The sequence below is a fragment of the Rheinheimera sp. NSM genome (assembly GCF_052380015.1).
Lineage (GTDB): Bacteria > Pseudomonadota > Gammaproteobacteria > Enterobacterales > Alteromonadaceae > Alishewanella.
In genome coordinates this window covers 464,349-476,820 of the sequence record NZ_JBQTCI010000001.1, presented here as the reverse complement: position 1 = coordinate 476,820, position 12,472 = coordinate 464,349, and the positions used below count along the sequence as shown (strand labels likewise).

11 protein-coding genes are annotated in these 12,472 nt (G+C 51.3%); 7 read left to right on the top strand and 4 right to left on the bottom strand.

The annotated features are described in order from the left end of the window. Positions 1 to 27: 27 nt before the first annotated feature. On the bottom strand, positions 28 to 870 hold the full coding sequence (locus ACTZWV_RS02140; protein WP_444784953.1) for an RluA family pseudouridine synthase: 843 nt from the start codon (positions 868 to 870) through the stop codon (positions 28 to 30). Between the two features lie 85 nt (positions 871 to 955). On the opposite strand from ACTZWV_RS02140, the gene ACTZWV_RS02135 reads away from it, so the two are divergent. Continuing rightward, positions 956 to 1,606 carry a choice-of-anchor H family protein gene (locus ACTZWV_RS02135; RefSeq protein ID WP_444784952.1) on the top strand — a complete coding sequence of 217 codons (651 nt, stop codon included), beginning with the start codon at positions 956 to 958 and terminating at the stop codon, positions 1,604 to 1,606. Beyond that, positions 1,603 to 2,541: a hypothetical protein gene (locus tag ACTZWV_RS02130; RefSeq protein ID WP_444784951.1), complete on the top strand. Its 939-nt coding sequence runs from the start codon at positions 1,603 to 1,605 to the stop codon at positions 2,539 to 2,541. The genes ACTZWV_RS02135 and ACTZWV_RS02130 overlap by 4 nt, the downstream gene beginning before the upstream one ends. On the opposite strand, the gene ACTZWV_RS02125 is transcribed toward ACTZWV_RS02130, so the two are convergent. Further along, positions 2,533 to 3,603 (bottom strand): hypothetical protein, encoded by a 1,071-nt coding sequence (locus ACTZWV_RS02125; RefSeq protein ID WP_444784950.1) that lies wholly within the window; start codon positions 3,601 to 3,603, stop codon positions 2,533 to 2,535. The genes ACTZWV_RS02130 and ACTZWV_RS02125 overlap by 9 nt on opposite strands. A 105-nt stretch (positions 3,604 to 3,708) precedes the next feature. Then, positions 3,709 to 5,100, bottom strand: a complete 1,392-nt coding sequence (locus tag ACTZWV_RS02120) for a PhoH family protein (protein WP_444784949.1) — start codon at positions 5,098 to 5,100, stop codon at positions 3,709 to 3,711. 242 nt (positions 5,101 to 5,342) lie between these two features. Here ACTZWV_RS02120 and rapA point away from each other — a divergent pair, with 242 nt between their 5' ends. The 5 genes from rapA (at position 5,343) to ACTZWV_RS02095 (ending at position 11,576) form a co-directional block, all read left to right on the top strand. Then, positions 5,343 to 8,255, top strand: a complete 2,913-nt coding sequence (rapA, locus tag ACTZWV_RS02115; protein ID WP_444784948.1) for an RNA polymerase-associated protein RapA — start codon at positions 5,343 to 5,345, stop codon at positions 8,253 to 8,255. Positions 8,256 to 8,257: 2 nt separating this feature from the next. Beyond that, on the top strand, positions 8,258 to 8,911 hold the full coding sequence (locus ACTZWV_RS02110; protein ID WP_444784947.1) for a pseudouridine synthase: 654 nt from the start codon (positions 8,258 to 8,260) through the stop codon (positions 8,909 to 8,911). 168 nt (positions 8,912 to 9,079) lie between these two features. Further along, complete coding sequence (locus ACTZWV_RS02105) at positions 9,080 to 10,174, top strand: OmpA family protein (RefSeq protein ID WP_444784946.1); 1,095 nt, start codon at positions 9,080 to 9,082, stop codon at positions 10,172 to 10,174. 217 nt (positions 10,175 to 10,391) lie between these two features. Next, positions 10,392 to 10,739 (top strand): hypothetical protein, encoded by a 348-nt coding sequence (locus ACTZWV_RS02100; RefSeq protein WP_444784945.1) that lies wholly within the window; start codon positions 10,392 to 10,394, stop codon positions 10,737 to 10,739. A 54-nt stretch (positions 10,740 to 10,793) separates the two neighbouring features. After that, positions 10,794 to 11,576: a DUF3530 family protein gene (locus tag ACTZWV_RS02095; protein ID WP_444784944.1), complete on the top strand. Its 783-nt coding sequence runs from the start codon at positions 10,794 to 10,796 to the stop codon at positions 11,574 to 11,576. A gap of 9 nt (positions 11,577 to 11,585) precedes the next feature. Here ACTZWV_RS02095 and djlA read toward each other — a convergent pair whose 3' ends face one another. Continuing rightward, a complete protein-coding gene (djlA, locus tag ACTZWV_RS02090; RefSeq protein ID WP_444784943.1) occupies positions 11,586 to 12,386 on the bottom strand; it encodes a co-chaperone DjlA in 801 nt (266 codons plus the stop codon). Positions 12,387 to 12,472: the final 86 nt, after the last annotated feature.

Here is a 12,472-nt window from a genome sequence, read left to right as displayed (position 1 = left end):
GCTGCCGGCGTGCTTGCCGGCCAACAATTAAGCCAGGCCACTGAATAGCTGCAAGGACGGTGGCAGATTAAAGCTGACAGCTTTGCGCTGCAGCGGACAGGTAAAAGTTAAACTAACGGCCTGCAGCGCCAAGCCGGCAGCGTCTTTATTGCCTTTGCCATATTGCGGATCGCCCATAACCGGGTGCCCTGCGGCCTCAAAGTGGCGGCGGATCTGATGCTTACGACCGGTGACAAGTGCAATACTCAGCCAGCTTTGCTGCAGCTGCGCATCATACTGCAACAAATTGAACCGGGTCAGGCAAGGCTTACCATCCAGCGGTAAGGCAATGTCGCCCTGCTGTAATAAACTGTCACTCAGCTGGCCTTTAACGCGGATATGATACTGTTTACTGATTTTGTGCTCTGTAATCAGTTTACTCAGCGCGGCGGCGGCGGTTTTAGTATGCGCCAGCAACACCAGGCCACTGGCTTCACGATCCAGCCGGTGCAGTAAAAACACCTGACGCTTAGCGGCAAAGTGCTGCTCTGCAAAACGCATTAACGACAGATGATCGCCCCACTCGTTACCCTGTGACAACATACCGGCGGGTTTAAACCAGACACTGTACTGCTGCTGATCACTGAGCAGCAGCGCGTCTGCGCATTGACGCTGCAGCAAATCGTCATCGTAATGCAGCTGCAGTTGCTGCCCGGCCTGCAACGCTGTTTGCGCGCGACGCAAGCGCTTTTGTGGTTTGCCACTGAGTAGCACCGCACCTTTGCTCATGGCATCTTTTAACCGGCCTTTGGACAGTTCCGGTACATGTTTGCTAAGCAAATCAATGGCATTCTCGCCACCTGCCGCCACTAAAGTGCGTACTACCTTCATTGCTTTACACATCCTTTACGTTGGGGTTCAGCCAAAATTCATGCCGTCAGCCTGTAATAGTAACAAAGCAAACGGAGATATCGTTATGAAAAATATTATTATCTGGGCCCTTAGCTACACGTTGTTACTGGCTACGCTGCCGGCGCAGGCTGCAGACAGCCGCACGACTGAACGGCATGGCAACAACGCGGCCACCGGCCTGAAAAGCCACAAGCCGCAAATGGTCAGTGTGCAGGGTTACCAAAGCCATGTTTGGTTTCACAGTGTCGATGTGTTTCTCAGTGGCGATTTGAATAATAATGGTTACTACCACCGGCTGGAAGTGGAACTGGATGCCGACACCTCAGAGCGTTACCAGCAGGTGTTTGCTGAGTTCAGCCTGTTGCCCACTTACGGTGGCGAACGGATTTTTTATACCAGTAGCGTGTTTGAGTTGTACCGCGACAGTGCAGACGACTGGCTGGCGATAGATACCGTATTAGAAAACCGCTTTGCTGCCGATGAGTACCTGCTGACCATCCGCTTGTTTGACGCCGCCACCGGCTACCTGCTGGCCGAGATCTCCGGCTTCGATGATATTAATCTGGATCTGTTGCCGCTGGAAGATTACGGTCGTGACAGCTATGTCGACAGCAGCACCACGGTGGAGGTATCGGGCGGCAGCGCTGGTATCTTACTGTTACTGGCATTATGCTTAGTGTTATGGCAACGCCGTTATGTTACCGGAACCCGATGAAACCACTGATATTGCTCAGCGTTGTAATGGGCGTTATGTTAAGCACGCCGGCATTGCCGGCCACAGCGCTGCGCTTTAGTGCTCAGCAGCAGTCGCAGCAGCTGCAGTTTAATTATCAGTTTGACTTTAACGGCCAGCCGCAACAGCTGCAGTTTGCGATCAGCAATAGCACCCTGGCCGGACACTTTCGCCAGTTTCGCAGTTTTCAACCGGCGTTACTGCAACAGTATTTGTGGCAGGATTTGCGGGCGCATGCTGCACAGTATCCTAATGTCAGGTTAAAGCGCTTGCCACAGCACAGCGGCTTGCGCTACCAAATCCGCACTACCGATGCAGAGTTGCAGCAAAAACTCAGCATTGAGCTACAGCAACTCAGCGCACAACGCACAGACTTTTATTTACAACGTGACTACTATTACCGGCATACCATGTTATTTGGTCAGCAGTATATTATTCCTGATCATCAGCGTCTGATGACCGACAGCCTGACCGACTTGCTGCCGCTGGCACAGGCGCTGCACGCCAAACTGGCCAATACCCCCAGCCGTGATTCATTGGCTTACATCAGCAGTTGGTTGCAGCAAATACCCTATCAGGATTTGTCTGACCGCAGCGAGGCCGCCGGCACCAGCTTTAGCCCGCCACTGAAAATGCTGCAGGAAAACCGTGGTGACTGCGACAGTAAAGCCGTATTGCTGGCGGCCCTGCTGCGCATGTTACTGCCTGATGTTAAACTGGCGATGATTTACCTGCCACAACATGCCATGTTGGCCGTGCAACTACCGGCAAAAGCGGATGATATGACGGTGACCATTGAAGGCCGCGAGTATCTGCTGGTAGACCCGACCGGCCCGGCACAACTGGCACCGGGTAGCATCAGCCCGCAATACCAACTGTACAGCCGCAATAATCAGTTTTCTTACCGCTTACTCTGAAGGTTTATCTTTTTGCTGCAACTGACAGATATGGTCAAAAATATCCTGCCAGCCATTTGGGACATGGCGTACACCATGCGATTGGCCGTTTGCCAGCCGCTCCAAATGCACTGTCAGCCGATGTACGGCAGACAAAGTACGGCGGCGAAAGCGATACTGTAACGCCAGCAGCAGCATGCCAAGCAACGCCGCATAGCTGCACCAATGCCAAAGGAAATCTTTTACCCCGGCAGCAAATAAGCTGGTTTTAGGTTCCAGCAAAGCCAACGACCAGGGCATAGTGTTCAGTCGTTGTATTTGCAACATATGCTCAGTCGTGGTTTGCGGCGGCTGCGCTGTGGAGTGGCTGATAAGGTTGCCGGCTTGATCCAGCAACATAAAATCGATATCGCTGTGTTGCTTATACATCGGCGCTAACATCGGCTCCAGCGATAAGGCAAACAGAAAACTGCCCAACCTGCGCTCGTCAGTATACAAGGGTAATAACACCGCCGCTTGTTGCGGCATAAACTCTGCGTAAAATACCATACCGCGGTCATAGCCGTTTTCTTTGCTGTTAACAGCGCGCTTATGCCACTGCAGCAGGTGATCGGCCATATAATCTGACCATTTCAACTGGCCGTTGTAAGCTACCCCCCGCTCTGACAAATAATAAACACCAACAACAGAGGGCAAGGCGTCAGAGGCCATGTCGAAGTACGGCTGCAGGTGCATCAACATTTGCAGTTCTGCCGTTAGCGCGCTGTCATCGGAGCTAAGTGGCAGTTGCTGCGTTTGCTCAGTGTCTAAATCCAGCAGCAGTATGCTGTCTCCGGTCTCTGTCGCCGGCAAGGCCAACTTAAGCTGCGCCGCATTAACCACAGCAGTGCTATACGCCAGCACAGGCGCAAACTGACTGTCCAGTTGCGAACTGACGGCGGTCAGCCGGGCTCTGGTTTGTAACACTTTATCATCAACACTGCGCAGGTAATGCAAGGTTGCGGCAAAGGTTGACAGCAGCACCACCAGGATCAATCCGAGCAAACCGGTTCTGCGATATTCAGTATAGGAAGGGTTATGCATGCAACTCCTTTGCATGTCCATATGGACGGCTGGCGGCTGAGAACAGCATAAAGCCTGGCTGATTTATTCTATTAGTCAACCAGGCTTTGGCGGTAACGCTATTGCTTATAAATTCGCTTCGGCAAAAGAGGCTAACCGGCTGCGCACCACACCATTCAGGTTTATGGTGGTACTGCCTTCAAAGTTCTTAAACCGTTCGACAATATACGTTAACCCGGATGTTACAGCTGTTAAATAGTTGCTGTCAATTTGCGATAGATTACCGGAACAAATCAGCTTGGTGCCTTCACCACAACGGGTAATAATGGTTTTCAGCTGTGCCGCACTTAAGTTTTGACATTCATCCAGGATAACAATGGCATTTTGAATGCTGCGCCCGCGCATAAAGTTAACCGACTTAAACTGAATATTGGCCTTTTCCATAATGTAATTGACGCTGGCATGCGGATGCTCATCAGTTTTATGCAACACTTCCAACGAATCGGTAATGGCGGCTAACCAGGGCGCCATTTTCTCTTCTTCAGTGCCCGGCAAAAAGCCGATAGACTCGGCAATTTCCGGGGTATTGCGGGTAACAATCACCTTATCGTACATGCCTTTTTCTATCACCAGCTCCAACGCTGCCGCCAGCGCTATCAGCGTTTTACCGCAACCGGCCGGACCGGTCAGGATCACCAGGTCCATTTGCGGGTCGAGCAAGGCCTGCATTGCCATGGCCTGATAGATATTTTTCGGATGAATACCCCAAGCATGGCGGTGCATTAAGCGCTCATAGCCAAAATCGAGAATACGGATTTCTTTGTCGGTAATGGCCACCACCTTGCCGGCAAAGCCTTCCACTTCATCAATCAGATATTCGTTAATATAAGCATTAGGTAGTACGCTGCGGTTAACAAAATGATAGGTTTCGCGACCTTCGTTTTCACTGCGACACTCCCCCACCTGGCTCCAGAAGTCGCCGGGGAATTTGTAGTAGCCTTTATATAGAAAGCGTACATCGTCTATCAGCTGATCAGTACGGTAATCCTCTACCAGCTTTAACCCGGCACCTTTGGCTTTAAGCCGCATATTGATATCTTTGGTGACCAGGATCACTTTGGTCGGGCTTTTCTCCCGCTGCAGATACAAGGCAGTGTTGATGATCAGATGATCGTTTTCACCACCGGGCAGACCCGGAATTTCGTCAGTAATATGGTGGTCATTAACGATAAACAAATGCCCGCCCTGCTTCTGCTCGCCCTGACGCGGCATAGCTACGCCTTGCAGCATCTGATCCGGAGAAGCATCTTTTAACACATCTTCCAACGCACGAATGGCAACACGGGCGTCACGGCTGACGTCTTTGTTGCGGTCTTTAATATGATCAAGTTCTTCCAGTACCGTCATCGGGATAACAACGTCATGTTCTTGGAAGTTAAGGAAGGCAAAAGGTTCGTGCAGCAGGATGTTGGTGTCGAGAACGTAAATTTTCTTTTCTTTGCTTTTTCTTCGCGCCATACGGGGCTCCTCTTCGCCTGACACCGGCCGCTTACCGGTGTCATAAAATAAGCATAGTGCAACTGTCACACTTTGCTCAGCCATTAACTAAAATTTACAACAAGCTCAGGTACTAACCACTGTGCCAGGCCTGTGTGGCAAACTTATGACAGGCAATAAGGTTATATTTGTGACTAATTCAAGGTGCAGTACCGCCTGTTCCCTGGTACCATAGCGCCCCATTTTAGCTGATAGGGTACAAGATGAAGTTTGCTCCGGGACAACGTTGGATCAGTGATACAGAATCCGATTTAGGTTTAGGCACTATAGTCGCGCTGGAAGGCCGGCATTTAACCTTATTGTTTCCGGCCAGCGGAGAAACCCGGCTATATGCCCAGGCCGAAGCGCCGTTAACCCGGGTGCAGTTTAATGTTGGTGATGAAATTGCCAGCGCCGACGGTTTTAAGCTGCTGGTAAGCGCAGTAAAAGAGCAACACGGCATTTTACTTTACTGCGGCACGCGATTAGACGACGAAAGCTATGTTGAACTGCGTGAAACCTTCCTCGATCACTTTATCAGCTTTAACCAGCCGCAAGACCGGCTGTTTGCCGGCCAGATTGACCGCTTTGACTGGTTTACCCTGCGTTATCAGGCCTGGCAGCATTTGCATCAACAGCAACAAAACCCGCTGCGCGGCTTATCCGGCCCCCGCGTCAGTTTAATTCCGCATCAGTTGCACATTGCCAATGAAGTAGCGCAGCGCTATGCGCCACGCGTGCTGCTGGCCGATGAAGTCGGTCTGGGTAAAACCATTGAAGCCGGCTTTATTATTCACCAGCAGCTGATCAGCGGCCTGGCCAGCCGGGTATTAATAGTGGTGCCTGAATCATTGCAGCACCAATGGTTGGTGGAAATGCTGCGCCGCTTTAACCTGCACTTTGCCGTTTTTGATCAGGAGCGCTGTGAGCAGTCACTGCTGGACAGCGATAACCCGTTCGATACCGAACAACTGGTGTTATGCAGCTTAGCCTTTTTAAAGAACCAGCCACGCTGGCAGCAAATGGCAGTGCAAAGCCAATGGGATTTACTGGTAGTAGACGAAGCCCACCACTTACAATGGAGCGAACAAACCCCCAGCGAAGAGTATCAGCGGGTAAGCGAGCTGGCCGCCAATACTGCCGGCGTTATTCTGCTTACCGCCACGCCGGACCAACTGGGGCACGAAAGCCACTTTGCCAGGTTAAAACTGCTCGACCCGGCGCGCTTTCACAGCTACGACGCCTTTTTGCAGGAAGAGCAAGGCTATCAACATATTGCTGCTATTGCCAAACCTCTGCTGCAGCAACGCAGCCTGACTAATACCGAAGCGACAGCGCTGCAACAGGCACTGCGCGAAACAGATATCAGCACTGAACTGGCCCTGCTGTGCAACGACCAGGCAGACACTGACGCGCTGGCACAGGCGCGGCAGCATGTGCTGGCGCAATTGCTCGACCGCCACGGCACCGGCCGCATTTTATTCCGTAACAGCCGCGCCGGCGTCAAAGGTTTTCCCAAGCGCCATGCGCATATCACGCCACTGCCACTGCCGGAGCAATACCACAATGCGCTGAAAGTGCACTTTAACCTGAACCCGGCGCTGACAGAGCAACAACGTATCAGCGCTAACTTGTTTCCGGAGCAGGTGTTTCAGCAACTCGATGCGCAGAGTAACTGGTGGCAGTTTGACCCAAGGGTGGAGCATTTACTCAGCCTGCTGAAAAGCCACAAACAGGACAAGTTCTTACTGATTTGTGCCCGGGCAGAAACCGCCATTGCACTGGAAGAGGCCGTGCGGGTACGCGAAGGCATCCGCGCCGCAGTATTCCATGAGGGTATGAGTATTCTGGAGCGCGATAAAGCCGCCGCGTACTTTGCCCAGGAAGAATACAGCGCGCAGTTATTACTGTGTTCTGAAATCGGCAGCGAAGGGCGTAACTTCCAGTTTGCCCATCATCTGGTACTGTTTGATTTACCGCTGAACCCGGATTTGCTGGAACAACGTATCGGCCGGTTAGACCGTATCGGCCAACAAGCCGATATTCAACTTCACCTGCCGCATTTTGCCGATCATGCCCAACAAGTGCTGCTGCAGTGGTATCAACAAGGCCTGGATGCCTTAGAGCATACCTGCCAAACCGGCCGCAATGTATTTGAGCGCTTTGCAGCGCAGTTGCTGCCATTGTTAGCTCAGCAAAGCGTTGATCAGGCTGCGCTGCAGCAACTAATCAGCCAAAGCCGCGAGCTGAACCAACAGTTAAAGCAACAATTAGAGCAGGGCCGCGATCAGTTACTGGAAATTAACTCCGGCGGCGGTACAGCCGCAAAACAGTTGGCCGCACAGCTGGCAGAGCAGGATAACGACACCGCACTACCTATGCTGATGTTTAAAGCCTGGGATATGCTGGGCATTAATCAGGAAGACCGCAGCGACACCAGTATTATTCTGTCGCCGTCGGAGCATATGCAGTGCAGCAGCTATCCGGGCTTACAGGATGATGCCGTTACCGTTACCTTTGACCGCGCCACCGCGCTGGCCGAAGAAGACATACAACTGCTGAGCTGGGACCACCCTATGGTGCGCGGCACCCTGGATATTCTGACTACGGAGCCGCATGGCAGCAGCTCGGTGGCCATCCTGGCGAATAAAGCACTGCCGGTTGGCAGTTACTTGCTGGAGTTTAACTTTATTGTTGAAGCCAGTGCACCGGCAGCACTGCAAATAAATCGCTATTTACCGGCAACACCGATCCGGCTGTTACTGGATAAGAGTGCCAATAATCTGTCGGCTAAAGTCAGTTTTGAGCAGTTAAATAAACAACTTAAACCGGTTGGCCGGCAAACCGGCAGCAAACTGGCCGGCGCTTTGCAAACCACCATTCATCCGTTAATTGCCAAGGCAACAAGCTTTGCCGAAAGCCAGTTAGCGGCTATTTTGCAGGCGGCGCAACAACGCGCAGCAAGCAGCTTAGGTGAACAGCAACAACGTTTAACTGCGCTGCGCTTATACAACCCGTCGGTGCGCCAGGATGAAATAGACGCCCTGGCTCAACAACAGTTACAGCTGGCAGAATACATCAGTAAAGCCAGATTAAAACTGGATGCTATCCGTCTGATCGTCGTGAGCCACGACTGATAATGCTGCTGCACTACACACCACCGCTGTCGCCCTATCTGGATATCCTGTATCAGGATGAAGCTCTGGTGGTGTTTAATAAGCCCAGCGGCTTGCTGACGGTGCCAGGAAAAGCGCCGGAGCATAAAGACAGCCTGGAATACCGTGCAAGGCTGGTTTGGCCGGGTATACGCCTGGTGCACAGGCTGGACATGGCCACTTCCGGCGTGGTGGTAATGGCACTGAGCGCGGACAGCCAGCGCGAACTTAACCGCCAGTTTCAACAGCGCGAAACAGAAAAGCACTATATTGCCCGGGTCAGCGGCCATATCGTTGCCGATTGTGGCAGTATCGATATGCCGCTAATTTGTGACTGGCCCAACCGGCCAAAGCAAAAAGTTTGCTATGAACACGGTAAACCCTCGCTGACGCATTATCAGGTGTTAAGCCGTGACAGCAGCGGCAGCCGCGTCAGGCTAACGCCGGTTACCGGCCGCTCGCATCAGCTCAGAGTGCATCTGCAATGGTTAGGCCATGCCATCCTCGGCGATAAGTTCTACGCTGATCTTCCTGCCCTACAGGCGGCCGACCGCTTACAGCTGCACGCCGAAAAACTCAGTTTGCAACATCCGTCCGCTAACCGCCGGATGGAATTTATTTCAACCTGTCCGTTCTAAGTATAAAAATCCGCTTTCTTATTAACCTAAGGTTCATCTGACAGGTGTAACATTATTAAATAATGTTATTACCGCTATCAAATGTACTACATTTTAAATGTCGCAATTTAACATGCCGCACAAAATAATGTGGCAGTTATGTTGTCGGGTCACCCTAAGGAGATATGGATGAAACTTAACAAAACGTTTTTAGCCGTTGCTGCAACATTGCCGTTATTAAGTACCAATGTGTTTGCTGATGCAGTAACTGCAGCTGATTTAAAAGAACGCGTATTCGGTTCACTGTTTGGTGAGTATTACATGCCGGATACCGATAAAACAGAATCTGCCGCCTGGAATTATATGGAGAAAGATTGGGGCTACGGTGTTGAGTTAGGTTATTACCTGACAGAAAACTGGGCACTGCGCGCAGAATACGCCCGGATGGAGATGCAATCTAAACTTGACGGTACCAATGTTGATGGCAACCGCTACGGTATTGATGCACTTTATCATTTAGGTAATATGCCATCTGTGTATTTGGTCGGTGGTTTAAAGCGCATGGATGCCGGACAAAGCACTACCGCATTCAATCTGGGTTTGGGTTACAAACATTTCTTCAATCAGAATTTTGCGTTGTTTGCTGAAGCCAACCGCTATCAGGGTATTGATGAAAGTTACGGCGATGCAGGTATTAAACTGGGTATGACCTACCTGTTTGGTACTGCCGCAGCCAAAGCAGCGCCAACTCCGGCTCCGGCACCTGCCCCTGTAAGAGCGCAACCGGTAGCTCCGGTAGCTGTGGCCGATACTGACAGCGATGGCGTACCGGATAATATCGATAAATGTGCCGGCACTCCGGCGGTACATAAAGTAGATGCGTCCGGCTGTACTGTCTATGTTGAGAAAATGGCCGCCGTTGGCGATATTGATATTGAAGTGCGCTTCCCGTTCGATTCTGCTGTAGTCGGTGCGGAACAACGGGCAGATGTAGACAATCTGGGCGCCTTTATGCAGCGCTTTACCGAGTCTACCGTGATGATTGAAGGTCATGCCTCTAATACCGGTAACCCGGCGTATAACATGCGCTTATCTGAGCGCCGTGCCAATGCAGTGGCTGACATTCTGAAGAACAACTTCGACGTTGATCCTTCACGCATCAGTGCTGTTGGCTATGGTGTTACCAGACCACGTGTTGAAGGTAATACCTCTGAAGCTCATGCGGCTAACCAGCGCATAGAAGCCAAAGTGACTGCGAAAATTAAAGAACCTGTTTTACGCTGATTAAAGTTTATGCAAAAAAAAGCCGCTGTATATCAGCGGCTTTTTTATTTTCGTCAAACCCGGAGTGAAAACACTCTGCGCGGGATAAAAAAGCTGTGCTAGCATGTCGATCCGGTGCGCAATGTTACTGCCACCAGTTGTACTGCTTGTCTGTTAATTTTACCCGCTACGCCGCTACAAGGAGCGCGCAACGGCATGCAGGGTTCAGGAGTTTGTTATGCCTAAATTTTATCGCCCGCTGGGTGTATTGTGTATCGCCGGTTTTACCGCAGCCTTTACCACCACAGCACAGCCGGCCCCAACCGTATCATTAAGCGCTAACTCGCATGTGTGTAATGCCGAAGCTGAGGTGGCCCGCCTGGCGGCTAATGAGCAACTGCAGGAAATGGCACGTGCTTTGGTTGAATTTAAAGCCACTAAGTACTGCTTTATCCTGCCGGCGGCGGCAACAGTAACAGTGCTGCAACAGCAACCGGGCTATATCAAGTTCGATTACAAATCGCAGGTACTATACACCTTTGATAAATATGTACTGCCTGGCGCGTTAACTGCGCAGACCAACTAAAGTTTCGCTGCTAAGTGCCGATAGCTGGTTATCATTGTGTAATGAGCACCTGCTATGCGGCATCTGTTTTATCTTTGTTTGCTATTTCACAGCCTGCTGCTGGCATCGTTTCACAGTACGGCAGTGTCATTATCTGCTGAGCAAGCCTTTGTCGCCGATCTAACCCGGCAAATTACCGCCGATGAACTGGTAGAACTACCGCTGCAACAACAGAGTTTTTTGTTACTGCGCCGAGAGGCCATGACCAGTTATACCAAAGGCACGGCAATTTTGCTGCCGGATGGCAGCGAACATGCAGCAAGTCCGAAGCATATTGATACCTTGCGCCAACAACTGAATGACTACGGCTGGCATACCCTGGCCCTGATGCCTCCGACCATGCCGGCAGATATCGTCGCAGATGACGTGTTGGCAGACTATCAACAACAGTTGGTTGCACGGCTTAATGCGGCACAGCAATTGGCGCAGCAAACCCCCGGTGTGACGATTATTATTGCTCAGGGTAGCAGCGCGGCGCTGTTAAACCAGTTGTACGCCTCACAACAGTTAACTGAACCGGCTGCCTTTATCATGTTAGGTGCATACTTGACCGATACCGCACTTAACCGCCAGATCGCCAAAGCGCTTGCCACACATCAGGTACCAACCCTGGATATCAGTCATCAGCAGGATAATAATCAGGTGCTCAGCCAGCTGCGCTTGCGCCGGCAATTAGTGAATAAACATATGAAGCCGGTATATCGCCAACGCCACCTCAGTGGCTCCGGCTACAACAGTGATGTGCAGCAATGGGTAGTGCAGGAAATCTACGGTTGGCTAACCTCGGTCGGGCTATAAGCCACTCCACTAACTGCGGCTGCGCCGCTGTTTAATTAACTCATAGGCAGCCTGAATATCCTGAGTGCGCCGCTTAGCCAGCTCCAGCATTTCTGCCGGCACCCCCTGCGCCATTAATTTATCAGGGTGATGCTGCGACATCAGTTTACGATAAGCCTTTTTCAATTCAGCATCTGTTATCGCCTCCGTCACGCCAAGCGATTTGTATGCGTCGGTCAGGTTATCCGCCTGATTACCGCTATGGTTGCGACCGGAGAAACGGTTTTGCGCTTGATATGCCTGTAGTAACATATCCAGTTGCAGCGCACTGAAATTCAGGTAACCGGCAACCTGTTGCAGTAAGCTGAATTGTGCGTTAGTCATTTGGCCGTTAACGCAGGCAATACTGAGCTGAATTTCAAGGAATAATTGCAGAACGTCTTTGCGTCGCCGGTACGTTTGATAAAAACGCTGTAACTGCGGCCGCAGTGGAAAATTTACCGCTTTACCGTCACGAAAGGCCGCCTGAGCCTCTTTTTGCTGGCCGGCGCTCAGGCCCAGTTGGGCCATATACTGCGTGGCCTGCTGAATATGCGCTGACGTTACTACCCCGGTAGCCTTGGCTATATGCCCCATAGTGGCAAAGGTCGTGTAGCGAAACAGCCCTTGTTCATCTGTGGTTTCAGTAAAGAGCCCGCTAAAGCCGCCGTTCATTTCAAACTGTTGTTTAAAGGCACGATCGAACCAATGGCCGATTAATACACCAATAATCAACCCCGGCATTTTAAGCAATGCCAAACCAAATAACGCGCCGAGAATTTTACCCCACACAATTTTACCCTTACGCTGCCGCTAAAGCCTGAACCAACTCAGGCAAAACCCGTCTACTGTCATGCTGGCTGCACTATATCGGATTA

What these genes read in the sequence shown, in the direction of transcription:
- ACTZWV_RS02140 (WP_444784953.1), bottom strand. Translation starts at nt 870, where the DNA reads ATGAAGGTAGTACGCACTTTAGTGGCGGCAGGTGGCGAGAATGCCATT.
- ACTZWV_RS02135 (WP_444784952.1), top strand. Translation starts at nt 956, where the DNA reads ATGAAAAATATTATTATCTGGGCCCTTAGCTACACGTTGTTACTGGCT.
- ACTZWV_RS02130 (WP_444784951.1), top strand. Translation starts at nt 1,603, where the DNA reads ATGAAACCACTGATATTGCTCAGCGTTGTAATGGGCGTTATGTTAAGC.
- ACTZWV_RS02125 (WP_444784950.1), bottom strand. Translation starts at nt 3,603, where the DNA reads ATGCATAACCCTTCCTATACTGAATATCGCAGAACCGGTTTGCTCGGA.
- ACTZWV_RS02120 (WP_444784949.1), bottom strand. Translation starts at nt 5,100, where the DNA reads ATGGCGCGAAGAAAAAGCAAAGAAAAGAAAATTTACGTTCTCGACACC.
- rapA (WP_444784948.1), top strand. Translation starts at nt 5,343, where the DNA reads ATGAAGTTTGCTCCGGGACAACGTTGGATCAGTGATACAGAATCCGAT.
- ACTZWV_RS02110 (WP_444784947.1), top strand. Translation starts at nt 8,258, where the DNA reads ATGCTGCTGCACTACACACCACCGCTGTCGCCCTATCTGGATATCCTG.
- ACTZWV_RS02105 (WP_444784946.1), top strand. Translation starts at nt 9,080, where the DNA reads ATGAAACTTAACAAAACGTTTTTAGCCGTTGCTGCAACATTGCCGTTA.
- ACTZWV_RS02100 (WP_444784945.1), top strand. Translation starts at nt 10,392, where the DNA reads ATGCCTAAATTTTATCGCCCGCTGGGTGTATTGTGTATCGCCGGTTTT.
- ACTZWV_RS02095 (WP_444784944.1), top strand. Translation starts at nt 10,794, where the DNA reads ATGCGGCATCTGTTTTATCTTTGTTTGCTATTTCACAGCCTGCTGCTG.